The sequence below is a fragment of the Jeongeupia sp. HS-3 genome, assembly GCF_015140455.1.
GTDB lineage: Bacteria > Pseudomonadota > Gammaproteobacteria > Burkholderiales > Chitinibacteraceae > Jeongeupia.
In genome coordinates this window covers 2,522,569-2,548,389 of record NZ_AP024094.1, presented here as the reverse complement: position 1 = coordinate 2,548,389, position 25,821 = coordinate 2,522,569, and the positions used below count along the sequence as shown (strand labels likewise).

25 protein-coding genes are annotated in these 25,821 nt (G+C 63.5%); 17 read left to right on the top strand and 8 right to left on the bottom strand.

Going from position 1 to position 25,821, the window contains the following annotated elements; translation table 11 throughout:
* The first annotated feature begins 10 nt into the window (after positions 1–10).
* The 4 genes from ssuC to JLC71_RS12165 all read left to right on the top strand — a co-directional run bounded on the left by ssuC (position 11) and on the right by JLC71_RS12165 (position 3,739).
* Positions 11–781: an aliphatic sulfonate ABC transporter permease SsuC gene (gene ssuC, locus JLC71_RS12180; protein WP_200915735.1), complete on the top strand. Its 771-nt coding sequence runs from the start codon at positions 11–13 to the stop codon at positions 779–781.
* Positions 782–1,424: 643 nt separating this feature from the next.
* Positions 1,425–2,228 carry an ATP-binding cassette domain-containing protein gene (locus JLC71_RS12175; RefSeq protein WP_200915734.1) on the top strand — a complete coding sequence of 268 codons (804 nt, stop codon included), beginning with the start codon at positions 1,425–1,427 and terminating at the stop codon, positions 2,226–2,228.
* 114 nt (positions 2,229–2,342) lie between these two features.
* Positions 2,343–2,558, top strand: a complete 216-nt coding sequence (locus JLC71_RS12170; protein WP_070529472.1) for a TOBE domain-containing protein — start codon at positions 2,343–2,345, stop codon at positions 2,556–2,558.
* An 80-nt stretch (positions 2,559–2,638) separates the two neighbouring features.
* Positions 2,639–3,739: a porin gene (locus JLC71_RS12165; RefSeq protein WP_200915733.1), complete on the top strand. Its 1,101-nt coding sequence runs from the start codon at positions 2,639–2,641 to the stop codon at positions 3,737–3,739.
* Positions 3,740–3,806: 67 nt separating this feature from the next.
* On the opposite strand, the gene JLC71_RS12160 is transcribed toward JLC71_RS12165, so the two are convergent.
* Positions 3,807–4,877: a tetratricopeptide repeat protein gene (locus tag JLC71_RS12160; protein ID WP_200915732.1), complete on the bottom strand. Its 1,071-nt coding sequence runs from the start codon at positions 4,875–4,877 to the stop codon at positions 3,807–3,809.
* The gene (locus JLC71_RS12155) at positions 4,874–6,310 is read right to left on the bottom strand and encodes a tetratricopeptide repeat-containing diguanylate cyclase (protein ID WP_200915731.1); all 1,437 of its coding nucleotides are present in this window, start codon (positions 6,308–6,310) and stop codon (positions 4,874–4,876) included. The genes JLC71_RS12160 and JLC71_RS12155 overlap by 4 nt, the downstream gene beginning before the upstream one ends.
* 226 nt (positions 6,311–6,536) lie before the next feature.
* Here JLC71_RS12155 and JLC71_RS12150 point away from each other — a divergent pair, with 226 nt between their 5' ends.
* From JLC71_RS12150 to JLC71_RS12130, 5 genes are all read left to right on the top strand, one after another.
* Entirely contained in the window at positions 6,537–7,538 is a 1,002-nt protein-coding gene (locus JLC71_RS12150) for a sulfate ABC transporter substrate-binding protein (RefSeq protein WP_200915730.1), read from the top strand.
* 61 nt (positions 7,539–7,599) lie between these two features.
* Positions 7,600–8,433, top strand: a complete 834-nt coding sequence (gene cysT / locus JLC71_RS12145; protein ID WP_200915729.1) for a sulfate ABC transporter permease subunit CysT — start codon at positions 7,600–7,602, stop codon at positions 8,431–8,433.
* 1 nt (position 8,434) lies between these two features.
* A complete protein-coding gene (gene cysW, locus JLC71_RS12140) occupies positions 8,435–9,313 on the top strand; it encodes a sulfate ABC transporter permease subunit CysW (protein WP_236250880.1) in 879 nt (292 codons plus the stop codon).
* Positions 9,314–9,326: 13 nt separating this feature from the next.
* Positions 9,327–10,373 carry a sulfate/molybdate ABC transporter ATP-binding protein gene (locus JLC71_RS12135; RefSeq protein WP_200915728.1) on the top strand — a complete coding sequence of 349 codons (1,047 nt, stop codon included), beginning with the start codon at positions 9,327–9,329 and terminating at the stop codon, positions 10,371–10,373.
* 194 nt (positions 10,374–10,567) lie between these two features.
* Positions 10,568–10,969, top strand: coding sequence for a YidB family protein (locus JLC71_RS12130; RefSeq protein ID WP_200915727.1), 402 nt, complete (start codon positions 10,568–10,570; stop codon positions 10,967–10,969).
* 58 nt (positions 10,970–11,027) lie between these two features.
* On the opposite strand, the gene JLC71_RS12125 is transcribed toward JLC71_RS12130, so the two are convergent.
* The 4 genes from JLC71_RS12125 to JLC71_RS12110 are packed head-to-tail and all read right to left on the bottom strand — an operon-like array spanning position 11,028 to position 16,480.
* Entirely contained in the window at positions 11,028–12,065 is a 1,038-nt protein-coding gene (locus JLC71_RS12125) for a glycosyltransferase family 2 protein (protein ID WP_200915726.1), read from the bottom strand.
* Complete coding sequence (locus JLC71_RS12120; RefSeq protein ID WP_200915725.1) at positions 12,055–12,450, bottom strand: GtrA family protein; 396 nt, start codon at positions 12,448–12,450, stop codon at positions 12,055–12,057. The genes JLC71_RS12125 and JLC71_RS12120 overlap by 11 nt, the downstream gene beginning before the upstream one ends.
* A 14-nt stretch (positions 12,451–12,464) precedes the next feature.
* Positions 12,465–14,477: a DUF2298 domain-containing protein gene (locus tag JLC71_RS12115; protein ID WP_200915724.1), complete on the bottom strand. Its 2,013-nt coding sequence runs from the start codon at positions 14,475–14,477 to the stop codon at positions 12,465–12,467.
* Positions 14,474–16,480, bottom strand: coding sequence for a DUF2298 domain-containing protein (locus JLC71_RS12110; RefSeq protein ID WP_200915723.1), 2,007 nt, complete (start codon positions 16,478–16,480; stop codon positions 14,474–14,476). The genes JLC71_RS12115 and JLC71_RS12110 overlap by 4 nt, the downstream gene beginning before the upstream one ends.
* A 164-nt stretch (positions 16,481–16,644) precedes the next feature.
* Between JLC71_RS12110 and JLC71_RS12105 the strand changes: the two genes are divergently transcribed.
* The 5 genes from JLC71_RS12105 to JLC71_RS12085 all read left to right on the top strand — a co-directional run bounded on the left by JLC71_RS12105 (position 16,645) and on the right by JLC71_RS12085 (position 21,056).
* Positions 16,645–16,905 (top strand): YkgJ family cysteine cluster protein, encoded by a 261-nt coding sequence (locus tag JLC71_RS12105; protein WP_374757602.1) that lies wholly within the window; start codon positions 16,645–16,647, stop codon positions 16,903–16,905.
* Between the two features lie 322 nt (positions 16,906–17,227).
* Positions 17,228–17,848, top strand: coding sequence for a helix-turn-helix transcriptional regulator (locus tag JLC71_RS12100; protein ID WP_200915721.1), 621 nt, complete (start codon positions 17,228–17,230; stop codon positions 17,846–17,848).
* A 63-nt stretch (positions 17,849–17,911) separates the two neighbouring features.
* Positions 17,912–19,249 (top strand): amino acid permease, encoded by a 1,338-nt coding sequence (locus tag JLC71_RS12095; RefSeq protein WP_200915720.1) that lies wholly within the window; start codon positions 17,912–17,914, stop codon positions 19,247–19,249.
* Between the two features lie 61 nt (positions 19,250–19,310).
* The gene (locus tag JLC71_RS12090; RefSeq protein ID WP_200915719.1) at positions 19,311–20,600 is read left to right on the top strand and encodes an L-cysteine desulfidase family protein; all 1,290 of its coding nucleotides are present in this window, start codon (positions 19,311–19,313) and stop codon (positions 20,598–20,600) included.
* 69 nt (positions 20,601–20,669) lie between these two features.
* A complete protein-coding gene (locus JLC71_RS12085) occupies positions 20,670–21,056 on the top strand; it encodes a Rid family detoxifying hydrolase (protein ID WP_200915718.1) in 387 nt (128 codons plus the stop codon).
* A gap of 46 nt (positions 21,057–21,102) precedes the next feature.
* Here the strand turns inward: JLC71_RS12085 and JLC71_RS12080 are convergent, their stop codons facing one another.
* Both JLC71_RS12080 and JLC71_RS12075 read right to left on the bottom strand, forming a co-directional pair.
* Complete coding sequence (locus tag JLC71_RS12080) at positions 21,103–21,699, bottom strand: glutathione S-transferase (protein WP_200915717.1); 597 nt, start codon at positions 21,697–21,699, stop codon at positions 21,103–21,105.
* Between the two features lie 7 nt (positions 21,700–21,706).
* Positions 21,707–23,341 carry an EAL domain-containing protein gene (locus tag JLC71_RS12075; RefSeq protein WP_200915716.1) on the bottom strand — a complete coding sequence of 545 codons (1,635 nt, stop codon included), beginning with the start codon at positions 23,339–23,341 and terminating at the stop codon, positions 21,707–21,709.
* Between the two features lie 332 nt (positions 23,342–23,673).
* Here JLC71_RS12075 and JLC71_RS12070 point away from each other — a divergent pair, with 332 nt between their 5' ends.
* From JLC71_RS12070 to JLC71_RS12060, 3 genes are all read left to right on the top strand, one after another.
* Positions 23,674–24,411 (top strand): MotA/TolQ/ExbB proton channel family protein, encoded by a 738-nt coding sequence (locus tag JLC71_RS12070; RefSeq protein ID WP_200915715.1) that lies wholly within the window; start codon positions 23,674–23,676, stop codon positions 24,409–24,411.
* Positions 24,411–24,824 (top strand): ExbD/TolR family protein, encoded by a 414-nt coding sequence (locus JLC71_RS12065; RefSeq protein ID WP_200915714.1) that lies wholly within the window; start codon positions 24,411–24,413, stop codon positions 24,822–24,824. The genes JLC71_RS12070 and JLC71_RS12065 overlap by 1 nt, the downstream gene beginning before the upstream one ends.
* 95 nt (positions 24,825–24,919) lie before the next feature.
* Complete coding sequence (locus JLC71_RS12060) at positions 24,920–25,783, top strand: fructosamine kinase family protein (RefSeq protein ID WP_236250879.1); 864 nt, start codon at positions 24,920–24,922, stop codon at positions 25,781–25,783.
* The last annotated feature ends 38 nt before the right edge of the window (positions 25,784–25,821 follow it).

Here is a 25,821-nt window from a genome sequence, read left to right as displayed (position 1 = left end):
AGGGACGGCGATGAGCGTAGCGACGATTTTCACGCGCCGTCTGGCGCCGTGGGCGGTGCCGGCGCTGCTGCTGCTGGCGTGGCAATGGTTCGCCACCCACGGCGTGCTGACCAGCTGCATCCTGCCGGCACCGAGCGCGGTGCTCGACGCCGCGCTCCGGCTGGCCGAGTCGGGCGAGCTGTGGGCGCACCTGAAGGTGAGCTTCTGGCGTGCCGCGGTCGGCTTTGGCATCGGCGGCAGCCTCGGCCTTGTGCTCGGGCTGATCACCGGCTTGTCCAAACGTGGCGAACTGCTGCTCGATACCACGGTACAGATGATCCGCAACATCCCGCCGCTAGCGCTGATCCCGCTGGTGATCCTGTGGTTCGGCATCGACGAGGCCGCCAAGCTGTTTCTGGTCGCGTTCGGCACGCTGTTTCCGGTCTACATCAACACCTATCACGGCATCCGCTCGGTCGATACCGGGCTGGTTGAAATGGCCAGAAGCTACGGCCTGCGCGGCTGGCCGCTGTTCCGCGACGTGATCCTGCCCGGCGCCTTGCCGTCGATCCTGGTCGGCGTGCGCTTTGCACTGGGTTTCGCGTGGATTCTGCTGATCGTCGCCGAAACGATCTCGGCGAGTTCGGGCATCGGCTATCTGGCGATGAATGCGCGCGAGTTCCTGCAGACCGACGTCGTGGTGCTGGCGATCCTCTTGTACGCGGTGCTGGGCAAGGGCAGCGACGTGGCGGCGAGGGGGCTGGAGCGGGGGTGGTTGAGGTGGCATCCGGCGTATCAGTGATGCGGATGTCGCGAGATTGCTTGCGGTAAGCGCCTGCGGCGCGGTGGTAAAGGCATTGATGCCGGTTTCGCCCGGCGGACGAGGTACTTTCTTTTGCTTCGCCAAAAGAAAGTACCCAAAGAAAAGGCGACCCCGCATCCGCGCCCGCTTTGCGGGTGCCCTGTGCTGCTCAGTCGCCACGGCGGGAATCGCAAACTCGCTTCGCTCAAACAGCGATCCCCGACAACTCCGTGCCGGCTTGCGCTGCTCGGCGCTTCTGAGGGGATCGGGGCGGCATGCAATCGGTAGTGAACCAACAGACGGCAAACCCGTTGCGACGAAAAGTGCGTCGCCTTTCATCCCGTTCGCCAGCGCCGAGGAGTGGAGCGAGACGAGCCGGTTTCATGGCTTGGCTCGCGACCGATCGAGGGCAGCCCGGAGGGCCGTAGGGCGCGGTCACGCCAAAGCTTAGCGGCTTTGCCGCTTAGCGACGCGCGATGCAGCGCACGCCTTTGGGGTGAAGGGGGCTTTGGCGAGACAAAGCTCCCTTCCCGTCCGCGCGGCGGAACGCGCATCAATAGCCTTTACTCGCGCCGCAGGCGCAGAACCAAGTAAGTCCTCAACAAATTCAGAAATCGCCGGCCATCCGGCACAGGAGCCCACCATGACCTCTCCCCAACTCGAACCCGCCCTCGGCGTCGCGCTGACGATCCGCGGCCTGAGCCGCCGCTACGGCGAGCAGACCGTGCTCGACCACCTCGACCTCGACATCCGCGCCGGCGAATTCGTCGCCGTCGTCGGCCGCTCCGGTTGCGGCAAATCGACGCTGCTGCGGCTGCTGGCCGGGCTGGATCACGCCACGTCGGGGACGATCCGTGCCGACGGCAGCCCGCTCGATACCGGTCATTTCGATACCCGGCTGATGTTCCAGGATGCACGGCTGCTGCCGTGGAAAACCGTCATCGCCAACGTTGGCCTCGGCCTCAAGGGCAAGTGGCAGCCGCGCGCGCATGCGGTGCTGGCCGAGGTCGGCCTGTCCGAGCATGCCGACAAATGGCCGAGCCAGCTCTCGGGCGGTCAGCGCCAGCGCGTCGCCCTGGCGCGGGCGCTGATCCACGAACCGCAACTGCTGCTGCTCGACGAGCCACTCGGCGCACTCGATGCGCTCACCCGGATCGAGATGCAGCAACTGATCGAGCGGCTGTGGCGCCAGCACGGTTTCACCGTGCTGCTGGTAACGCACGACGTCGAAGAAGCAGTGGCCATCGCCGACCGGGTACTGCTGGTCGAGCAGGGTCGGGTCGGGCTTGATCTGGCGGTGCCGCTGGCACGACCACGCCGCCGTGGCGATCCGCACTTTGCGCTGTTGCAGGAGCGCCTGCTGGCGCGGGTGCTGCAGCAGCCCGATGCGGCCCAGCCCGAACCGCTGCCGCCGATCGCGCCGAGTGCCTTGCGCTGGGCCTTGTAAGTCTGACAACTTGTGTTGATGTTTTGGAATAAAAAACAAAAATCAAATTACTTCTGGCGATATTCAGGCCGCGCTAACCTAGCCCTGTCACCCCTACACCTGCAGGAGAACATCATGAGCATCCAGTCGATCAATGTCCGTAACCAGTTCCGCGGCACCGTGAAGGAAATCATCGAAGGCCCGGTGTTGTCCGAAGTCGACGTCGCCACGCCGGCCGGCATCGTCACCTCGGTGATCACCACGCGTTCGGTCAAGGAACTGAAGCTCGCGCCGGGCAGCGAAGTCATTGCCTTTGTGAAAGCGACCGAAGTGTCGATCGCGACACTGTAAACATCCGTAAAACGGCTGTCCGGCGCACCGGTGCCGGTACGAGCACCGCAGGCCAGCCGTTCCAAAAACAGGGAGAACCAATGAAACGCACCATCCTTTCCACCTTGCTCGCCACGACCGTGCTGAGCGCCGGCGCGGCGTATGCCGAAGTCACCGTCTACGGTTCGATCCGCGAATCGCTCGAATACGATCAACTGAAGGACGCCGGCGGCAAGGATTACCGTGGCGAAGTCCAGCTGATCGACCAATCGTCCCGCTTCGGCTTCAAGGGTTCGGACAAGCTCGACATCGGCGGCAAGGTGATCTGGCAGATCGAATCGGCCATCAAGACCTCGGGCAACGGCGGCACCGGCAACACCACCTGGGGCGGCCGCAACACCTTCGGCGGCTGGCAGGGCGACTGGGGTACCGTGCGCTTCGGTAACTACGACAGCGCCTACAAGACGCTGCTGACCTCGTCGGATCTGTCGAGCCTGTTCGATAACTTCGCCGACACCGCCGACTACAAGGGCAAGGGCGCCGTATTCGCCCAGCTCAACAGCCGTCTGCAGAACTCGGTGAGCTACGATTCGCCGGTGTTCAGCGGCTTCCAGGTTCGCGGTTCGTGGGGTGTTGACCAGAACGCACAAACCAGCACCAATGCACCGGTCTACACCGCTGCGGCGCTGTACAGCGGCTACGGCTTCGTCGGCGGTCTGGGTGGCTTCTACGCCAAGGATCGTACCTTCGCGCAAGCCACCGGCATCAGCAACGCCGACAACAGCATCACCGCCGCCACCAGCGGCGCCGCCACCTGGGCGACCAACCTGGCGCTGGGCTACAAGTTCGACTTCGGCCTGCAACTGGGCGGCGGCTGGGAACACGTCAACAGCGACGACGGCAAGACCAGCAGCGATTGGGAAAACTACGCCGTTGTCGGTAACTACAAGTTCGGCAAGTTCGAAGTCCAGGGCGTGTACGCGCTGTCGGACGAGCAACTGGGCGTGACCGATGCCAGCGGCGCACAAGCTTCGCTGGGTCTGGTGTACTACGCGACCAAGCAAACCCGCTTCTACACCTACCTGGTGAACGTGGATAACGATTCCAAGGGCAAGTTCAAGAACGCCTCGGGGTCGTTGACGCCGGATTACGCCAACCAGGACGGCTACGCGCTGTCGGTCGGTCTGCGTACCGACTTCTAAGCTTTACCCGCAGTACACATAGGTCTCAAACCGGGCATCTTGCGATGTCCGGTTTTTTTATGCGGCCTTAGCCCGGCTGTGCCAGCTGGAGTCGAACCGCCAACACGCGGCTGCGTGACTCAAGCGCGTTCAGTCTGCTTTGCTGGGCGGGCGTCCAGCGTGGCTTGGAGGCGTTGCTGGCGGTGGCGTCGAGCAGATCGAGCTCGTGCAGCCACGCCAGCGCGGCGGCAAAGTCATCGCAGCCGCGCGCCAGCGCGACCAGCCGGCGCAGGATGTGCTGGTGCACGGCCATCATCCCGGCGCTTTGGACCAGTGCCCGTGCGGCAAGGTAACGATCCCGCGCGCGGTCTTTCTGTCCGAGCGCTTCGTGTACCTGTCCAAGTGCATGGCAGGCGTGCGCCTCGCCCCAGACGTTATGGTTGTCGGCATGCGCGGCATAGGCCGTTTGCAGCGGGGTCAGCGCCGCTTCGAGATCGCCATTGGCCAGGCAAACGAGCCCCCGGTAATAATGAACCTCGGCGGCCCAGACCCGATTGCTGACCTTGGTTTGCAACAGCGCATCGGCATCGGCCAGCGCCGCCAGCGCACGCACATGCTGCTGCAGGCGATAGGCATCGCCGGCCACATTGATCAGCGCCTCGCAGGTCAGCCTGTCGTGGCCGAGCGGGCGGGCCAGCGTCAGCGCCAGCTCGTGGTAGCGCAGCGCGCCGGCATGATCGTTCAGTGCAACGCAGGCCTGGCCGACGCCAAGGCAGACGCGGGCGCAGTGATAGCGGTCGTCGCTTTCGTGCGCCAGCTCCAGGCATTGCGACCAGGTGTCGAGCGCCGCGGCAATTTCGCCGGCGGCATAGCGGGCACGGCCGAGTTCGATCAGCGCTTCGATCCGGCCACGGCCATGATTGGCGCTGCGAAAGCGTGCCGCCGCATCACGGAAAGCCTGCTGCGCCGCACGCAGCCGGCCGACATGCTGCCAGGCATGGCCAAGCGTGAGCAGCGCCAGGCCTTCGATCCGTGCATCGCCGCAGTCGCGCGCGCGCGCCAGCAGCATTTCGACCTCGGCTGGGGGCGGCGGTGAGCCGTTCTCGGCGGCGACGGCGATCGGTTCGAGTTCGGCGAGCAGGCTGCGGTGATCGTTCATTGGCTCACTTCCGCAGCACAGCTGACGTGGTTGCCACCACCGCGCTGTGCCAGATAGCGTGCCAGATCGGCACGGAACAGCAGCACATCGGTCGAATCGCCTGGCAGGCAGCTGGCGCAGCCGATGCTGACGCTGAGGGCGAGCGCCGGATGCAGGCTGGCCCAGTCGTAGCCGGCGATACGCTGGCGCAATATTTCCGCTTCCTGCTGCGCCGCTTCGGCATCACGGCCGGGAAGAGCCAGCAGGAATTCATCGTCGCCGATCCGCGCCAGCAGTTCGGCGGGCCGGCGATCGATGCGCAGCAGCGCGGTCACGGTACGCACGACATCGTCGCCGATATGCCGGGCGCGCTGGGCGCGTATCTCGGAAAAACGGTCGATGGTGATCTGCAACAGACTCAGTGACTGGCCGTCGTGGGCGGCGGCGATCAGCGCCGGCAGCCGTGTATTGAGCGCGGCACGTGTCAGATTGCCGCTCAGCGCATCCTGCTCGGTTTCCTGCTGCGGCTGCTTGCGTAATTGCGACAGCTCCAGCTCGGATGCGAGCAGTTGTAGCCGCATCGCCACAGCATTGATGCGCCGGCTCGGCACCGGTACAGCCACAGCAGGCGTCGCCAGTGCCGCTTCCAGGTGCGTGACCGCCAGCGCCAGCTCGCCGCTGGCTTCGAACAAAGCAGCGAGTTGCCGATGTTGCTGCCGATCCAGCCGGGCGTGGCCCAGCTCGGCAGCCAGTTGCGCCGCGCGCGTATTGGCTTCTTTGTCCTGCGCCAGTTCGCCCAGTTGCAAACGGCAACGCAGCTCGCCCAGCGGCGCGCCGTCGTTGCGGTAATGCCCGGCGGCGGCGGCGTAATGGCGGCAGGCTTCGTCATCTTTGCCGGCGATGAGCAGCAAGGAGGCGATTTGTTCGTGTTGCCGGGCGTCATGAAGCGCACTGAGCGTCTGGCTTGCCAGAACCTGCTCAAGTGCAAGAGCGGCATCGGCACGCTCGCCCAAAGCAAACAGGTCGGCGGCGACGGCCAGCGCCGCTTGCATGCGCAACGGCTGATTGCTCGTCAGCGCGGCAAGCTGGGCTGCGTGCTGATCGAGGCGCAAGGCCAGCGCCGCATCCCCGTGTTCTCGGCCGACGGCGGCGAGCGCCAGCCAGAGTGCGGCGGCGATCCCGGTCTGCCCGCAGGAGAGCGCGCTATCCAGCGCGCTAAGCCAGGCTTCGATCGCTTGCGGCAGCAGCGCTTCGAGCTGGAGGCTGGAACCAAGCAGCAAGCCGATTTCGCCGAGCTGTTCGGTTCTGGCTAGAGCCAGCAAAGGCCGCAACACATCGCTGGCGGCGTGCTCGCTGGCGAGCAAGGCCTGTGCGGTGGCGATTTGCGCACAAGCATCGTTTACGGCGGAGAAAGCGGAAGGCATGGCCGGCACGAGCGGGAGGGAGTTTTGCATCGTGCCAAGTGCCGGCATAAATTTCAAGTTTGCTGACGACGTGCGTAGTGGTTTGTTGGCATGGCGTCATTATTTTATGACGTTTGTGAAAAATGCGTTCCGAGCAGATTTCAGCTGAAATTCCTTATGTGATATTCGTCGGTATTTGTAACTGATTATTCTTTGGGGGAATATTGCGGCGGTGCATAATCGGCCGATCGATTTTCTTGCCCCAACGGCCCCGACCATGCGCAAACTGATTCCCGCCTTGCTTCTTTCCGTGTTTGCTAGCGCTCCGGCGCTGGCCGATGTGACCTTGCTGAACGTGTCTTACGACGTGATGCGCGACTTCTACAAGGATTACAACCCGGTCTTCGCCAAGCACTACCAGGCCAAGTTCAACGACAAGGTGACGATCCAGCAATCGCACGGCGGTTCGAGCAAGCAGGCGCGCTCGGTGATCGACGGCCTCGAGGCCGACGTGGTGACCATGAACCAGAGCACCGACATCGACGCCATCGTCGACAAGGGTCGCCAGATCAACGCCGGCTGGGATAAGAAATTTCCGAACGAGGCCGCACCGTTCAGCTCCTTGCAGGTGCTGATCGTCCGCAAGGGCAACCCCAAGGGCATCAAGGACTGGAATGATCTGGTCAAGCCGGGCGTGCAGGTGGTGGTGCCTAACCCGAAAACCTCGGGCAATGGCCGCTACACCTTCCTCGCGGCCTGGGGCTATGCGCTGAAGCAGCCGGGCGGCAACGACGCCAAGGCGCGCGATTTCGTCACTGGCGTATTCAAGAACGTGCCGGTGCTCGACGCCGGCGGCCGCGCCGCGACGACGACCTTCATGCAGCGCAATATCGGCGACGTGCTGGTGACGTTCGAGAACGAAGCCGAAATGATCGCGCGCGAATTCGGTCGCGGCGGTTTCGAGGTCGTTTATCCGAGCATTTCGATCGACGCCGACCTGCCGGTCGCGGTGGTCGACAAGGTGGTCGACAAGAAGGGGACGCGCAAGGCGGCCGAGGCTTATCTGCAATACCTGTGGAGTCCGGAAGGTCAGGAAGTGGCCGCGCAGAACTATCTGCGTCCGCGTGACAAGGCCGTCGCCGCCAAGTACGCCAAACAGTTCCCGGCGGTGAAGCTGTTCGGCATCGGCGAATTCGGCGGCTGGAAGGTTGCGCAGAAGAAGTATTTCGACGACGGCGGCGTGTACGACCAGATTGCTGCAAGTATTGCGAAGAAGTAAACGCTTCGGCCGGTGATGATTCATCACCGGCCGGCGACACAATAATAAACAGGGGGAAGGCATGGCCTTCAAACAACACAGCGTGCTGCCGGGCTTCAATCTGACGCTCGGCTACACGCTGCTTTATCTCTCGCTGATCGTGCTGCTGCCGCTCTCCGCACTGATCGTCAAAACCAGCGCCCTCGACTGGGGCACGTTCTGGAGCATCGTCACCGAGCCGCGCGTGGTCGCGTCGTACAAGATCACCTTCGGCGCTTCGCTGCTGTCGGCGCTGATCAATCTGGTGTTCGGCCTGCTGATCGCCTGGGTGCTGGTGCGCTACCCGTTCCCGGGCAAGCGCCTCGTCGATGCACTGGTGGACCTGCCGTTCGCGCTGCCGACCGCCGTTGCCGGTATCGCGCTGGCGACGATCTACGCGCCGAACGGCTGGATCGGCCAGTGGTTCGAGCCGCTCGGCATCAAGCTGGCGTTCACGCCGATCGGCATCGTGCTGGCGCTGACCTTCATCACGCTGCCCTTCGTCGTGCGCACGGTGCAGCCGGTGCTGCAGGATCTGGAAAAGGAACTCGAAGAAGCCGCCGCCAGCCTTGGCGCCACGCGCTGGCAGGTGTTCGGCAAGATCATCGTTCCGACCATCCTGCCGGCCTTGCTGACCGGTTTCGCGATGGCGTTTGCCCGCGCGATCGGCGAGTACGGCTCGGTGATCTTCATCGCCGGCAACATGCCTTATGTGTCGGAAATCACCCCGCTGATGATCATTTCCAAGCTTGAGCAGTACGACTACCTCGGTGCGACGGCGATTGCGTGCGTGATGCTGGCGGTGTCGTTCGCCTTGCTGCTGGTCATCAACGGCCTGCAGTGGTGGACGGCGAAACGACTCGGGCGGAGGAAATAACATGGCTGGTGGTATGAGTAATGCGCCGCGCTCGATCGTCACGACCGAATCGCGCCCGGTGCGCTGGTTGCTGATCGGGATCGCGTTGCTGTTTGTTGCGCTGTTCCTGCTGGTACCGCTGGTATCGGTGTTCGTCGAAGCGTTCCGTCAGGGCTGGCATCTGTATCTGGCCGCGCTGGTCGAACCCGATGCGGTGTCGGCGATCAAGCTGACGCTGATTACCGCGGCGATCGCCGTACCGCTGAACCTGATCTTCGGCCTGACCGCAGCGTGGTCGATCGCCAAGTTCGAGTTCCGCGGCAAGAGCTTTCTGATCACGCTGATCGATCTGCCGTTCGCGGTGTCGCCAGTGGTGGCGGGCCTGATCTACGTGCTGCTGTTCGGCGCGCAGGGCTGGTGGGGGCCGTGGCTGGCCGAGCACGACATCAAGATCATGTTCGCCGTGCCCGGCATCGTGCTGGCGACGGTGTTCGTGACCTTCCCCTTCGTCGCGCGCGAGCTGATTCCGCTGATGGAAGCGCAAGGCTCGGACGAAGAACAGGCGGCAATGGTGCTCGGCGCGACCGGCTGGCAGATGTTCTGGCGCGTGACGCTGCCGAATATCAAGTGGGGCCTGCTGTACGGGGTGATCCTTGCCAATGCCCGCGCGATGGGCGAATTCGGCGCGGTGTCGGTGGTGTCGGGGCACATCCGTGGCCAGACCAACACCATTCCGCTGCACGTCGAGATTCTTTACAACGAATACAACTTTGTCGCCGCCTTTGCGTGCGCCTCGCTGCTGGCCTTGCTGGCCCTGGTGACGCTGGCCGCCAAATCGTGGGTTGAATGGCGCACCGAACGGCAGGCCGAGCTGGACCGCCGTCACGCGACCGAAGAGTAAGGACCAGAGAACCATGAGCATCGATATTCGCGGTATTTCCAAGCGCTTCGGCAATTTCGTCGCGCTCGACAATCTCCAGCTCGACATCGCTTCGGGCGAACTGCTGGCGCTGCTGGGGCCGTCGGGCTGCGGCAAGACCACCTTGCTGCGCATTATCGCCGGGCTGGAAACGCCCGATGAAGGGCAGATCCTGTTCCACGGCGAGGATACGACCGACACCCATGTGCGCGAGCGCCAGGTCGGTTTCGTGTTCCAGCATTACGCGCTGTTCCGCCACATGACGGTGTTCGAGAACGTCGCCTTCGGCCTGCGCGTGCGTCCGAAAAAGACCCGGCCCAGCGAGGCCGAGATCAAGAAAAAGGTTCATACACTGCTGGAGCTGGTGCAGCTGGACTGGCTCGCCGACCGTTATCCGGCGCAATTGTCGGGTGGCCAGCGCCAGCGGATCGCGCTGGCCCGCGCGCTGGCGGTCGAACCCAAGGTGCTGCTGCTCGATGAGCCGTTCGGCGCGCTCGATACCAAGGTGCGCAAGGAGTTGCGCCGCTGGTTGCGCCGGTTGCACGACGAAATGCACATCACCAGCGTGTTCGTCACCCACGATCAGGAAGAGGCGCTTGAAGTCGCCGACCGCGTGGTGGTGATGAACAAGGGCAAGATCGAGCAGGTCGGTACGCCCGAGCAGGTGTACGACACGCCGGCGACGCCCTTCGTGTACCAGTTCCTTGGCGACGTGAACCTGTTCCATTCGCGCGTGCACGAAGGCTGGGCCGAGGTCGGTGGCGCACGCTTCGCCGCCGAAGGCGGTGGCAGCGACAAGGCCGTCGTTTACGTGCGGCCGCACGAGATCGACCTGTCGCGCGTCGCCACCGAGAAGGCGATCGCCGGCGTGATCAGCCACACGCGTTTGCTGGGCGCGACGGTGCGGCTGGAGGTCGACGTCAAGGATGCCGAAGTGGTAGAGGTCGAGCTGACGCGCGAGCGCTATCACGAAGGCGGCTGGCAGGTTGGCGAAGCCGTGTGGCTGAACCCGCGCGAGGCGCGCGTTTATCCGGCGGCGTGATGCGCGAACGGCGATCAATGATCGCCGTTGGTGTTTTCAGGCTGGTGCCGTCTTGGATTTGTCACGGGCAAGTCGGTATGGGCCGTCTATCATGTAAAGCACGGTGATGCTGATAATGCAGGCCGTCGTGCTTGACTACGATGAAACAATGACCCGGCCGCGGTGTGTGGCCACTTGAAAAGTGGGAGAAAAACATGGGACTTCTGGATCAATTGACGGGTGCGCTGGGCGGTGGCAATCAGGAAGGCGCAGGCGGTTTGCTTGGCGCGCTTGGCCCTTTGCTGGAGCAACAGGGCGGCATTTCAGGGCTGGTGGAAAAGTTTCAGCAAGGCGGTCTGGCCGAAGTCGCGCAGTCGTGGATTTCGACCGGTCAGAATCTGCCGATCTCGGCCGATCAAATCCAGGCCGTGCTCGGTAGCGATGCGGTGTCGCAAATCGCGTCCAAGCTCGGTATCGATCCGAGCGCGGCTGCGGGCCAATTGTCCGAAGCACTGCCGCAGCTTGTCGACAAACTCACGCCGAACGGTGAGGTGCAGCAAGGCGGTGATCTGCTGGCGCAAGGGCTGGATTTGCTCAAGGGCAAGCTGTTCGGCTGAGCCGAACTGCCGTGATTAAAAAAGACGCCCAAGGGCGTCTTTTTTTGTACGCATCGAACTAACGCCCGTCGATCAGGCTGCCGCGCTCGTCGTGCGGTAGCTGCCTCTCGGAGTGCGGTGCCGGGTTCGCCGCCAGCTCGCTGATCCGCGATGGCAGCAGGTCCTGGGTGAAGTACAGCGGGCGCTGCTTGGTTTCGTTGAAAATCCGCCCGATGTATTCGCCGAGCACGCCGGTAAAGAAGAGCTGCACGCCGCCGAGGAACAGGATGGTGACCATGATGGTCGGGTAGCCGTGCACCGGATTGCCCCAGATCAGTGTCTTGGCGATGATCCATGCGCCGTAGGCAAAGGCCAGCAGCGCGGTGGTCAGGCCCAGATAGGTGGCGATTTTCAGCGGGCCGATCGTGAACGCGGTGATGCCTTCTAAAGCGAAATTCCACAGCTTCCAGTAGTTGAACTTCGAGATGCCGGCCGCGCGCGGGTCGCGGCGGTAGTCGATGGCGCGGGTCTTGAAGCCGACCCAGGCAAACAGCCCTTTCATGAACCGGTGCTGCTCGCGCAATTGCAGCAGCGCATCGACGGCCCGGCGGCTCATCAGCCGGAAGTCGCCGGTATCGCGCGGAATGTGCACCCGGCCCGACATCCTGTTCATCGTCCGGTAGAACGCCGACGCGGTGGCTTTCTTGACCCAGCTTTCACCGTCGCGCACCGTGCGCCGGGCGTACACGACATCGAACCCGCCTTCCCATTCGCGCAGCATCTCGCGGATCAGTTCGGGCGGATCCTGCAGGTCGGCGTCGATGATCACCACCGCGTCGCCACGGGCGTGGTCGAGCCCGGCGGTCATGGCGATTTCCTTGCCGAAATTGCGCGACAGATTGATGCCGGCGACGCGCGCATCGCTCTGGCACAAGTGCTCGATGATGGCCTGCGTTGCGTCGCGGCTGCCGTCGTTGACGAAGACCATTTCGCAGCGATACGCCGGCAGGCTGTCGAACAGCGCGCTCATGCGGGCATGGAACTGTTCGAGCACCGCTTCCTCGTTGTAGGCGGGAACGATGACCGAGATCAGCGGCAGGACTGCGTCAGCTTTCATGTCTGTGCTCCCGGAACGCCCAGAACCGGCTGCCGCCGAAGTTCCAGATCAGCCCGATGCCGGTGGTGATGATCTGGGCGACAAAATACTGCCAGCCCAGGGTGTGGACGAACAGCGTCATCAGCGCGGCATTGAGGCACCAGCCGACGCCGACGATGGTGAAATACTTGCTCGCCGCTTCGGCGTGCGATTTGCCACTCTTGAAGGTGTACTTGTAGTTGAGCGCGTAGTTGGCAAAGCAGCCGAGCACATAGCCGACGCTGGAGGCGACGGCCGCGGCGAGCCCGAGATGCTCGACACCGAACCACAGCGTCACGTACTGGATGCCGGTGCCGGCGAGGCCGACGGCGGCGAAGTGCAGGAACTGGTGATGGAGCTTTTTCATTCTCTGACTCTTGCTCAACGGCGGATCCACAGGCCGACCGGCGCTTGCCCGGCGCTGCTGACCGGATGCCAGTCGTAGCCCGCGGCGATGGCTTGCTGCAGTTGCGACCATGCCTGGGGGTTTTGTGCGTCGCGCGGATTCCAGACGATATACCGCACTTGCTTGAGCGTCAGCCAGTCCAGCGGATCGGCGAGCGTGCCGGCGTAGAAGTTGCGGATCGCGTCGCGGGTGATCCAGGCTTCGGGCGTGTTGCCGTGCCAGGTGATCAGGTGCGACGGCCAGCCGAGCAGCGATGGCTTGGCGGCGAAGGCGGCGTAGATGTTGCTGTCGGTGTAGGCATCGCCGTAGACGTTCTCGAGCACGATGCCGTCGGGCTGACGCTCGATCAGCCGGAACAGATCGCGCACGCTGGCATCCTGGGTATACACGGCGGTGGCATCAAGGCGACCACGATCCGCGGGGCTGGCATTGGCCAGATAGCGGATGTTGTCCCATGCGTAGCTGGCGGTGATCAGCAGTAGCGCGGCGGCGATCAGCAGCTTGATCCAGCGGCGCGACTGGCCGAGCAGCAGCGCGCCGAGCACGGCCAGCCCGCCGGTCCAGATCCAGCCCCACCATTTCATCACCGTGTTGGTGCGCTCGAAACGCCCGCCGGACGGATCATCGACGAATATCATCTCCGACAGCAGCAACAGCGCGCCGAAGGCCAGCGCCATATAGAGCGTGAAACCGCGGGATTGCCGCTGCGAGATGCCGACGATCAGGCCGAGCGCGATCAGCAGCAACAGCGGCCATTGCAGCGTCAGGTATTGCAGCAGCGGCGTGTGGTCCAGCATCGCGACGATGCGGATTGGCGTGCTCAGCGATTTGCTCGCGAAACCGATCAGGAAAGGGTAGAGCAGCAGCAGGGCGGCGACGCCGCCGGCGATCAGCGCCGGCCAGTCGGTGCCAGCAGGGCGGGCCGTGTCATCGCTGGCCTTGCGCCGGCTGTACCAAATCGCCCAGCCGGCAACCAGCAAGCCTTGCAGCGGGAACACCCAGGTATTGGTCGCAATCGTCACCGGCACGGTCAGGCCGATCAGCGCGGTATTGATCCGGCGGCTGCCGCTGCCGGTTTCTATCATCGCCATCAGTGCCAGCGCCAGCAGCAAGAGGAAGAAGCCGCCCAGCGGCGGGTGGTAATCGCCGACGAAGTACTGATAGCCGAAGTTTTCCAGCGGCAGCTCGCGCGTCTCGAAACGGGTTTCGCGCGGGTAGAGCGAGTGGCCGAGTTCGGTGTCGAGGCGCTGGTCGTACAGGCCGACAAGGCGCGCGCTTGCCCACATCCGGTCGTTGACCTCGGCGTTCGGATGGTTGACGTCGCCCTGGCGAATCAGATGCACCATCGGGCTGGCACCGGTCGCGCCGATCACCAGCGTTGCGACCAGCAGGATTTTCAGCCAGCGCGAGGCGATGAAGCGGCTGGCGATGTCCCATGCCAGCGTCGCACTCATCGCCATCAACAGCGGCATCGCCAGGTTGTAGGCGAAACCGGGTTTGAGCGCGAACAGCCGCGCCATCAGTGCCGCGCCGTAATGCTGGAAGGCGTAGTAGAAATCGAACACCCGCGGCGGGAACCAGTGATCGGGCGGCGGCAGCGTCGCGCCGGGGATGTAGTTGCCGATGAAAAACAGGTCGGTCACGCGTTCGCTGGTCGGGTAGATCGACGGGTAAAACCATTTCCACATCAGCCCGTAGCCGACGAAGCCCCAGAACAGCGCTTCGCTGCGCCAGAATCCGGCGGTCTTGAGGCGATCTTTGTCCCACCACAGCACTAGCGCCGATGCGGCAGCGGTGAAGGGCCACAAGCCGGCGAGCCTGCCCCAGCCGTGGAAGTGTTCGAGAAAGAAACAGGCCAGCGTGATCGTCAGCACCCCGGCGGCGCGGGCGACGTGGAACGATGGGATCAGTCGCGAGAACAGCGCCGATACCGCAGCGAAGTGGGCGAGGATCAGCGCGAGTGTCAGCGTGTAATAAATCAGGGTCATGGCTGGATGGCCTTTTTGCGCACGAACACGCCGTATTCATCGCTACCGGCCTGCGAGCTGGCTTGCCATAGCGGCTGCCAGTAGTAATCGGGGGCGAGCAGGGTTTTCAGTTGGGCCAGCACGGCCGGGCCGCGCGCGGTGTCAAAACGGCTCCAGACGATGTAGTCGATCTTCTCGCCGCGCAACCACGCGCTGGCGTTCTGACCGGCATAAAGCGCGCGGGCGGTATCGGCACGGGCACCGATATACGGCGGGTTGCCGCGCCATTGCGCCACGTGTGCTGGCCAGCCCAGCGCCGACGGTTTGCCGCTGAACAGCGCAAAGCTGCTGCTCGGGCTGTAGGCGGTGTGATCGGCACTTTCCAGCACCAGCCCCTGCGGCGCGGCCTTGAGCCAGGTGAGGACGGCCCTGTTGGCATCGTCCTGCTTCAGCCAGGCATCGCCGCTCAGTTGGCCGGCGTTGGGGCGCGGGTTGCTCCACCAGAATTGCAGTTGCGGTAGCAGCAGCGTTAGCGATGCCGCCAGCGGCACGACGGCCAGCCAGCGGCGCCAGCGCGCCTCGCTGCCAAGGTTGAGCGCGGCTAGCCAGACGATAGATGCCGGCCACAACCACGACCACCACTTCAGCACCGTATTGAAGCGCTGCAGGCGATCGCCCAGCGGGTCGTCGACGGTAATCAGTTCGGACAATGCCAGCATCGCCAGTACGCCCAGCGCGCTCCACCATGCCAGCCGCGCGCGCGGGCCCTGGCTCAAGGCCAGCACGACGAGCAGCAGCACCGGCCACCACAGCAGCAGCCATTCGTTCAGTGGCGAATACTCGCTTGGATTCGTCAGCACGATAGGCGTGTGCAGGCCGGCCAGCGCGAAGTAGGACAGGAAGGGATAGAGCAGCGCCAGCGCGGCCGCCACGCCGGCGGCGGTCGGGATCACCAGGCAGGCTGCCTTGCCGCGCCAGCGGTACAGCAGCCAGCCGGCGACCAGCGCCGCCATCGGCGGCAGCACCCAGGCGTTGGCGGCGATCGTCAGCACGACGCTGGCACCGATCGCGGCGGCGGCGACGTTGGGATTGGCGGCATCGCCGTCTTCGGGGCGCTCGATCCGCGCGATCAGCCCGAGCACGAACAGCAGCAGTACAAAGCCGGCCAGTGGCGGATGCACGTCACCGAGGTAGAGCAGATAGGACGGCGTTTCCAGCGCCAGTTCCATCGCCGGTGGCTCGCCCGGCGGAAACAGCTTCTGCCCCGGCACCGAGTTCGAGAGCCGGTCGTACAGGCCGATAAAGCGGGTGTTCGCCCACAGCCGGGTGATTGATGCCGATTGTGCCGCGGCCGGGCTGGCATCGCTCGGGACATAGAGCACGTTCAGTAGCGGTGCGACGCCGCTACCACCGACGACAACGGTTGCCACGATCAGGCTGCGCAGCACGTTCGAGCCGACGAAGCGCCGCGCGATCGACCAGGAGAGGCTGCCGATCAGGCCGAACAGCACGGCACTGCCGAGGTTCATCGCCTGCCCGGCCGACAGGTGCAGCCAGCGGCCCATCAGCGCGACGGTGTAATGCAGGAAGGCGTAGTAGCAGTCGAAGGCCGCGCCGGGCAGCCAGCGGTCGGGCGGCGGCAGGGTGTCGCCGCCGATGTAGTTGCTGATGAAATACAGGTCGGTCAGGTGTTCGCTGGTCGCGTCGATGTTCGGGTAGCCCCAGCGCCATGCCAGTGCAAGCAGAAAAGGCGCCAGGAAGGGCAATTGCGCGCGCCAGAAACCGGCTTGCTGCGCCGGCTTCCACAAGAGCGCGACCGAAAGCGCCGTCGACACCGGCCACAACCACGCCAGCCGCCCAAGGCCGACAAAGTGCTCGACGAAAAACAGCACCAGGCACAAGGCCAGCACGGCGCCGGCACGCGCCAGTTGCGCGTCGGGCAGCCAGCGGGCGCCCAAGCGCGCCAGCCCGGCGAGGTTGACGAGCAGCAGCGCCAGCGTCAACGCAAGGTAGATCAGACTCATCTCTTCCATCCCTGGCGCAGGGTCGTTGCCCGGCGCCTGATTCTTCTTGATCCGGATCGGTCTCCGGTGTTCGAGCGAGCTTACAAGCAATTCAGCGGCGGCAACAGCCCGCCGCCGGGCTGCGCCGCTTGCCTGCGACAAGCGGCTGCGGTTCAATCGCGCCCATGCCGATTTCCTGCCGTCCTTCCTGCGCTGCCTGTTGTATTGCCCCGTCGATCACCAGCCCGATTCCCGGCATGCCGAACGGCAAACCAGCCGGCGTTCCCTGCATTCAGCTGACCGACGATCTGCGCTGCGCGATCTTCACCGATCCGGCCCGCCCGGCGGTGTGCGGCGGCTTGCAGGCCGAGGCTCAGATGTGTGGCAGCGGCCGTGCGCATGCGCTGGCATGGCTGACCCAACTGGAACATGCGACCGCGCCGTAGTTTTCTGCCATCCAAACGAAAAAGACCGCCCATTGTGGCGGTCTTTTTCGTTTGGATTTCCCGATTGCCTACTCCCTGACGAGCTTGCATGTGTCGATTTTCCTCATCTACTGCCGTCGCCGCTAAATTCTTATCGACTCGGCGCTGCGGTTTTTTCCTGACAAGGTTGTTCCATAAGTTGATGATTTAAAAGCCTTTAGTGTGATTGTCAGTTTTTACATTTGATCTGGATCAAGCTGATGTCGGCCGCCTGTTGGTTTCTGTACTCAACCTTAATAAGCTACGTACAAGAAATTTTTATCGGCGAAGAGAATTTTTCATCATGAAACTCACCATCGATCTTGAACAACTGGCCGACTTCCTGGGGCAGGCGCTGGGCAGGCACACCGAGGTGGTGATCCATGACCTGACCGATCTGGCGCATTCGCTCGCGGTGATCCGCAACGGCCACATCACCCGGCGCGAAGTCGGCGCCCCGGCGACCGACCTGACGCTGCGCATGGCGCGCGATTGCCTGCAGTCACGCGGCGCGCCGTTCCGCACCAATTACACCGGCAAGACGGTTGACGGCCGCGCGCTGCGCTCGTCGTCGCTGGTGATTCAGGATCTGGCCGGCAAGCCGGTGGCAATGATTTGCTTCAACAGCGACGACAGCCATTTCAATGCCGCGCTCGACGCGGTGCGCACCTTGCTGCCGGTGTGCAGCGATGACAAGGGTGAAGAGCTCTTTTCCAATTCGATCGAACACGTCGGCGAGCAGTTGCTGACCGATGTGATCGCCAGCTATCCCGTTGCGCCCGTGAAGATGAGTGCCGACGAGAAGAAAGAGGTCGTGCAAAGACTCGACCAGAGCGGTGTTTTCCTGGTGAAGGGATTTATCGCCAGAGCCGCGCAGATGTTGGGCATCTCCGAGCCAACGTTGTACCGCTACCTGAAGGCTTGAGCGGTCGCGCTTGCGCCAAAGCATTTCCGAGTCAATTAAACGTAACGCCAAGAGGTAAACCAAATGGACACAACACTAGATCGGGATGTGGTCGCGCCGCCGACCACCCGTGCCGGCAAGGCCGGTATGAGCGAGCGGCAGTGGAAGGAAGCCACACGCTTTGACAGCACCGACTGGGGCTGGGTGATCATGAGCATCGGTATGGCCATTGGCGCCGGTATCGTGTTCCTGCCGGTTCAGGTTGGCCTGATGGGCTTGTGGGTGTTCCTGGCGTCGTCGATCGTCGGTTATCCGGCGATGTATCTGTTCCAGCGGCTGTTCATCAATACGCTGGCGGCGTCGAAGGAATGCACCGATTACCCCGGGGTGATTGCCGGTTATCTGGGCAAGAACTGGGGCATGGTGCTCGGGGTCTTGTACTTCGTGATGCTGGTGATCTGGGTCTTCGTGTATTCGACCGCCATCACCAACGACAGCGCGTCGTTCATCCAGAGCTTCGGCCTGACCAAGGATCTGCTGTCGAATCACTGGTGGTATGGCCTGGCGCTGATCATCGGCCTGGTGACGATGGCCTCGCGTGGCGAAGCGCTGCTGTTCAAGGTTGCTACCGGCATGGTGCTGATCAAGCTCTGCGTGGTCGCTTTCCTTGGTATGTCGATGGTGCCGCACTGGAGTATCCATAACGTCGGCACGCTGCCAACGACGGCCGAGCTGATCAAGCAAGCCGTGGTGATGCTGCCGTTCACGCTGACCTCGATCCTGTTCATCCAGAGCCTGTCGCCGATGGTGATCTCGTATCGCGCCAAGGAAAAATCGATCGACGTCGCCCGCTTCAAGGCCATGCGTGCGATGAATATCGCCTTCGGCATCCTCTTTGTGGTGGTGTTCTTCTACGCGGTGTCGTTCACGCTGGCGATGGGCCATGAACAAGCGGTGCATGCACACGAAGCCAATATCTCGGCGCTGGCGATGGTCGCGCAAACGATGACCGGCCACGATGCAGGCAGCTCGGTCGTGAAGATCATGACCCTGGTGCTGAACATCTTTGCCGTGATGACCGCTTACTTCGGTGTCTTCCTCGGCTTCCGCGAAGCCTGCAACGGGATCGCCATGAACGTGCTGCGCCGCGTGATGCCGGAAAACCGCATCAACAAGGGCATGGTTGCCAGCGGCATCCTGGTGTTCGCGGTGCTGGTGTCGTGGGGTGCGATCGTGCTGAACGCACCGGTGCTGAGCTTTACCTCGATCTGCAGCCCGATCTTCGGTCTGGTTGGCTGCCTGATCCCGGCCTACCTCGTTTACAAGGTGCCGGCACTGTACAAGTACAAGGGCATCGGCCTGAAGATCATCATCGCCACCGGCATCCTGCTGTGCGTGTCGCCCTTCCTCGCCTTCTCGTGAGTTTCCCTGATTGCCTGTCATGTACAAACAGTCAGACTCGAACGGAACAAGGAGCAAGATCATGAATACCCAACTGTGGCCAGAATTCATCAAGGCCGTGAAGCAAGAAGTCGCCCCGGCGCTGGGCTGCACCGAACCGATTTCGCTGGCGCTGGCTTCGGCCATCGCGACCCGCGAGCTGGGCGTCACGCCCGAACGCCTCGTTGCCAAGGTCTCGCCGAACCTGATGAAGAACGGCATGGGCGTCACCGTGCCGGGCACCGGTACCGTCGGCCTGCCGATTGCCGCCGCCGTCGGCGCGCTCGGTGGCGATCCGGATGCCGGGCTTGAGGTGCTCAAGTCGCTGACCCCCGAGATCGTCGCCGCCGGCAAGGCAATGCTCGCCGCGCAGCAGATCCATGTCGGCATCGCCGATGTCGCCAACATCCTCTACGCCGAGGCCAGGGTCGAAGCCGGCGATCATTGGGTTCGCGTCTGTATCGCCGATGCACATACCCAGGTGGTGCGCATCGAAAAAGACGGTGAAGTGCTGTTTGAAGCCGAGGCCGGCGGTGCAGAGGCCGAGGCTGCATACAACCTTGCTGGCGCCGTTGCCCGCGATGTGTACGATTTCGCCACCATGGCGCCGTTCGCCGACATCGCCTTTATCCTCGAATCGGCCAAGCTCAATGGCGCGCTCTCCAGCGAGGGTATGGGCGGTCAGTACGGCCTGCATATCGGCGCTACCCTGCAACGGCAGATCCAGAACGGCTTGTTGTCCGACGACTTGCTGACCCGGATCCTGATCCGCTCGAGCGCGGCATCGGACGCCCGCATGGGCGGTGCCACCTTGCCGGCGATGAGCAATTCCGGCTCCGGCAACCAGGGCATCGCCGCAACGATGCCGGTAGTGGTGGTGGCCGAGCATGTGAAGGCCGACGACGAAACGCTGGCGCGCGCGCTGATGCTCTCGCACCTGATGGCGGTGTATGTGCACGGCAAGCTGCCCAAGCTGTCGGCGCTGTGCGCGGTGACCACCGCGTCGATGGGTGCGGCTGCCGGCATTGCCTGGTTGCTGCGTGGCGGTTACGACGCGGTCAGCATGGCGATTTGCAGCATGGTCGGCGATATCGCCGGGATCATCTGCGATGGCGCGTCGAACAGCTGCGCAATGAAGGTTTCGACCTCGGCCACTGCGGCGTACAAGGCGGTGCTGATGGCGCTGGACCACACCCGCGTGACCGGTAACGAGGGCATCGTCGCCGACGAGGTCGACGCGTCGATCGACAATCTGTGCGCGCTGGCCTGCGGCAGCATGGTGCAGACCGACCGGCAGATCATAGAAATCATGGTTCAGAAAAACAGCTGCTGATCGCAGTCGCCGGCTCGCTCACGAGGCGGGCCGGCATCCTTCCCGAATATCCTTCTCAGGAGCATACCGATGAATACCTTGAATTCCCCCCAAGCCCCGGCCGCGATTGGCCCTTATGTACAAGCCAAGCAATTCGGCGATCTGGTGTTCTTGTCCGGCCAGTTGCCGATCGATGCCGCCACCGGCGAAATGCCGGCCAGCGCCGGCGCGCAGGCGACACAGTCGCTGGCCAATGTGGCGCACATTCTTGCCACCGTCGGCCTGACCGCCGCCGACGTGATCAAGACCACGGTGTTCGTCAAAGACTTGAACCACTTTGCCGAGATCAACGAAGCCTATTCGGCCTTCTTCGCCGAGACCGGCACTTTCCCGGCGCGCAGCTGCATCGAAGTGGCGCGGATTCCGAAGGATGCGCTGGTTGAAATCGAAGTCATCGCGTGTGTCCGCCGTGATTGAGGCCGAGGCTGGCCCCGGAAAAAAGGATGGCGTCGCCATCCTTTTTTTACGCCTGCGCCTTGTGCATCACCGTGGCGAACAGGCTGGAGGCCAGCCAGTCGTCGAGCCAGGCGATCAGTCGTGGATACGGTGAAGCGTAGAACCACGCGTGGTCGACATGGGCGAACTGGCGCACGAAGGGAAACAGCGCCGCATCGGCCAGCCCGGCGTGCGCGCCGCCCAGATATGGCTGCTGCGCGAGCATCGCTTCGAGCCGGGCGAGAAAGCGCTCGCCGCGCTGCCGGTAGTGGCTGGCCGGATGCTCGGGAAAGCGCTCGGCGTACTTGTAGCGATCAAGGTCCTGTTTGAAGCCGCCGTCGTTATCAACGATCAGCGCCAGCGCGTTATCCCGATCGGCGAGCCAGCACAGCGGATCGTTGATCGCCAGCGCCCACAGCATGATGTCCAGGCTCTGCTCGATCACCCGGCCATCGGGCAGGCACAGCACCGGCACGGTGCCCTTGGGCGAGGCGGCGAGCAGCGCGGCCGGCTTGTCGCGCAAGACAACCTCGTGCTGTTCGACGTCGACGCCGCTGGCGGCGATGGCGAGGCGCGCGCGCATCGCGTACGGGCAGCGGCGGAAGGTGTAGAGCAGCGGTTTCATGGTGGTATCAGGGCTGGATTTCGGTTGCAACGTCGATGTCCGCGGGGCGTTTGTTGCGCAGTGCGTGGATGAACTCGCTCATCGGCATCGGCCGGCCAAAATAATAGCCCTGCAGATAGCGCACGTGCAGTGCCTGCAGGTAATCGCGCTGTTCCGCCGTCTCTACGCCTTCGGCGATGAGGTCGATTTCCAGCCGCTCGGCCAATTCGACCAGCGTGTCGAGCAGATGCCCGGACAGGGTGTCGGCGCCGATACGCGCGACAAAGCTCTGGTCGATCTTGAGCGCATCGACGGTGAAGCGTTGCAGGTAATTGAGGCTGGCGTGACCGATGCCGAAATCGTCGATGGCGATCTTGATGCCCTCGGCGTCGAGCTGCTTGAACAGCGCATCGGTTTGCTCGGTCGGCTCGATCAGCTCGCGTTCGGTCAGCTCCAGCCACAGTTCGATCTGCCCCGGTTGGAAGGCCGCGAGAAATTCGCGGCAGTCATCAAGCAGTTGCGGATCGTGGCAGTGGGCCGCACTGATATTGATACTGAGATGAAACGCCGACGGCAGCTCGGCCATGTGCGGTGCCAGCGCCTTGGCGAGCTGGCGCATCAGATCGCGCGTCATTGGCAGGATCAGCCCGGTTTGCTCGGCCATCGGGATGAACAGATCGGGGCGGATCAGCCCTTCGCCCGGTAGCCGCCAGCGCATCAGCACTTCGGCACCGATCCACCGGCCGTCTTCGGTCGCGACGATGGGCTGCAGAAAGGGTTCGAACTCGCCGGCCTCGAGTGCGCGTTGCAGCTGAGCCCGCGGCGAGCTTGGACGCCCGAGCAGGCGGTAGCAGGCCAGGCCACAAACGAAGCCTGCGCCAATGAGCAAGCTCAGCAGTGCCAGATCGTAATCGAGCAGATAGCGTTTCACCGATCCGGAGGGCGAACCCGCAATGACCATGTACGGAAACTGTTTCGATGCGAGTGTCGATTGCGCCAGCTCCAGCGGCGGCGTTGATCCGTGGCCGACGTGGCCGCGCTTGTCCATGTAGTTGTTGCCGACGATGATGAACAGCTCGCTGTTTTTGGCTGCCAGTTGCAGTGCGGTGTGCAGATAGCGTCCGTCGACCACGGCGAGTGCCGAACCCTCGTTCGTGGTTCGCCGAACGATCAGGATAGGCACGTCCGGCGTCGTGATATTCCCCTCTTTGAGCTGCAGCCGCGCAGCCCCGTCGCTGCCGGTGTCGTCTTCTTCATCGATTTTTCCAAGCAGCGAGCTGCAGTACAGCCGGTTGTGCTGCAGCAGATGAACCGAGCGAACGTAGGGGACGATGGCAACCTGTCGTTGCAGTGCGCGCTCGACGCTGTAATCGCAGGGCTGGCCGGCAAGATTCTCTACCGCCAGGCTGGCGGCATCGCCGTTGGCAATCATATGATCGAGCGTCGTGATGGCCTTGTGCGTGGCCTCCCTGGCTTGCTGCTGCAGCGACCAGTGCGCCTTCAATACGGCAATACCGAGCCCGAGCGCGGGTAGTGCGATCACAACCAGCAACGACAAGATGATGCGCGGCAAGCGGCTCTTGCTGCGTGGCTGCGCCAAAGGCTCGGCGATGGCCTGCGGCGTATCGAGTGATTGCAAGCGGCAGATCATTCTGTTCAGCATGATGCCTCGGGCTGGGTGGGGAGGGGCGACATGAACATATCGAAGCTGCCTGCATTCTAGGATGCTGTCGGCGTAAGACAGTGGCCGCATTTGCCTTGCCTGTGCCGCTGTTTACTGCCTTGGCCGGGAGGCAGCAGCGTGCCTGGGCAAGATGTCATGCGTGATGGGGCCAAGCCTGAGGGTGGGTTAGCCGATGACGGATGCTGGCGGGGCGCCATTTTTAACGGCGATCTTGCGCTGCATATATTGAGGATGATAACAATTCTCGTTAATATGGCGAACTAAACGGCCGAACCCGAGCGGCGGCTACCCTATTCGCACAAGGAAACAAGATGGAAACCAATCCCTACGGCATCGCCGCGCTTTGGGCGCAGGGCGATTTCGTTACCCGCGGTGTCGCCGTGCTGCTGCTGTTGATGTCGATCGCGTCGTGGTGCGTGATCGTGCTCAAGGCATGGCGGCTGGTGCGCCTGAAGCGTCAGGCCAGCGCGGCCAGCAACGATTTCTGGCACCAGCGCGATTTCGCCGCCGGCCTGACCGTGCTCGGTGAAACCCGTCAGGACAATCCGTTCCGGCATATCGCCGAAGAGGGCGCCGATGCGGTGGCTCACCATGCGCACAACAAGAACGACCTGCACGGCGCGCTCAATGTCAGCGACTGGGTCACCAGCAACCTGCGCCGCGCGATCGACGATGCACAGCAGTCGATGCAGTCGGGGCTGTCGATTCTGGCCTCGGTCGGTTCGACCGCGCCGTTCGTGGGGTTGTTCGGCACCGTCTGGGGGATCTATCACGCACTGGTCAGTATCGGTGTGAGCGGCCAGGCCAGCATCGACAAGGTCGCCGGCCCGGTGGGTGAAGCGCTGATCATGACCGCCTTCGGTCTGGCGGTGGCGATTCCGGCAGTACTCGGTTACAACGCGCTGGTGCGCGGCAACAAGGCGGTGCTGATGCAATTGAGCCGCTTCGCCCACGATCTGCACGCCTACTTCGTCACCGGCTCGCGCGTCGGCAGCAGCGCCGCAGCCTCGCCGGCGCCGTCGCTGAACGTCGTCAACGGGAGCAAGTGATGTCGTTCGGCGGCCTTGACGACAACGATGACGTGATGAGCGAGATCAACATGACGCCGCTGGTCGACGTCATGCTGGTGCTGCTGATCATCTTCATCATCACCGTGCCGGTGATTAACCACGCGGTGAAGATGGATCTGCCGCGCGCGGCCAACCAGCCGCAGCAGCTCAAGCCCGAGAACATCGCGCTGTCGATCGACGCGACCGGCCAGCGCTTCTGGCAGGGCGAGAAGATCGACGAAGCGGCGCTGGAAGAGCGGCTCAAGGCCGCGGCCGAGAAAAAGCCGCAGCCCGAGCTGCACCTGACCGCCGACCGCAACGTGCGCTACGAAGCGGTCGCGCAAACCATGGCCGCGGCGCAGCGCAGCGGGCTGGAACGCATCGGTTTCGTCACCGATCCGAACGCGCAGTAATCCGGCGCTTGCCCCTCGAACGCCCGCATCCTGCGGGCGTTTTGTCGTTTTTCAAGTCCAAGGGTTTACGCTGCGTTACCCGGTCGTCATCGGGCATGCTGGGCACACTGGCAGAAGCCGACCTGGAGAATGCGATGTGGAATGAGATTGCCGCGGCGATTCGTACGGCCGGCGGCGATGGCGGCGCGCTCGGCGCCGTGGTGCCCGTCGGCGGTGGCGATATCAACGCCGCTTTCCGCCTCGACATCGGTCACAGCCGCTATTTCATCAAGCGCAACCGTCGGGACGCATTGGCGATGTTCGAGGCCGAGGCGACCGGCTTGACCGCGCTGGGCGCACGCGTTCGCACGCCGCAGCCGATCGCCTGTGGCGTGGCCGGCGACCATGCGTGGCTGGCGCTCGAATGGCTGGGCGAAGCGCTGGCCGAGGTGCACCGGCTGACGATGCCGCGTTACGGCTGGGACATCGACAACACCATCGGCAGCACAAGGCAGGTCAATGGCTGGCTGGCCGACTGGCCCGGGTTCTGGGCACAGCGACGGCTTGCGCCGCAGCTCGAACTGGCGGCCGCCAGCGGCGCGTGCTTTCGCGACGCCGATGCGCTGCTCGACGCCTTGCCGGCGTTCTTCGACGGCTACACGCCGCTGGCGTCGTTGCTGCACGGCGATCTGTGGTCGGGCAATGCGGGCTTCCTGGCCGACGGTACGCCGGTGCTGTTCGATCCGGCCGTGTACTTTGGCGACCGGGAAACCGATCTGGCGATGACCGAGCTGTTCGGCGGTTTCTCCGCCCGCTTTTACGATGGCTACCGCGCCGCCTGGCCGCTGGATGCGGGCTATCCCGCAAGGCGGGGGCTGTACCAGCTTTACCATCTGCTCAATCACTACAATCTGTTTGGCGGGCACTATCGTCACGAGGCCGAGTCCATGATCGGACGGCTGCTGGCCCGGCTGCGCTGACGTCCGCTGCGATAAAATCGACAAAACACTACTGGAAA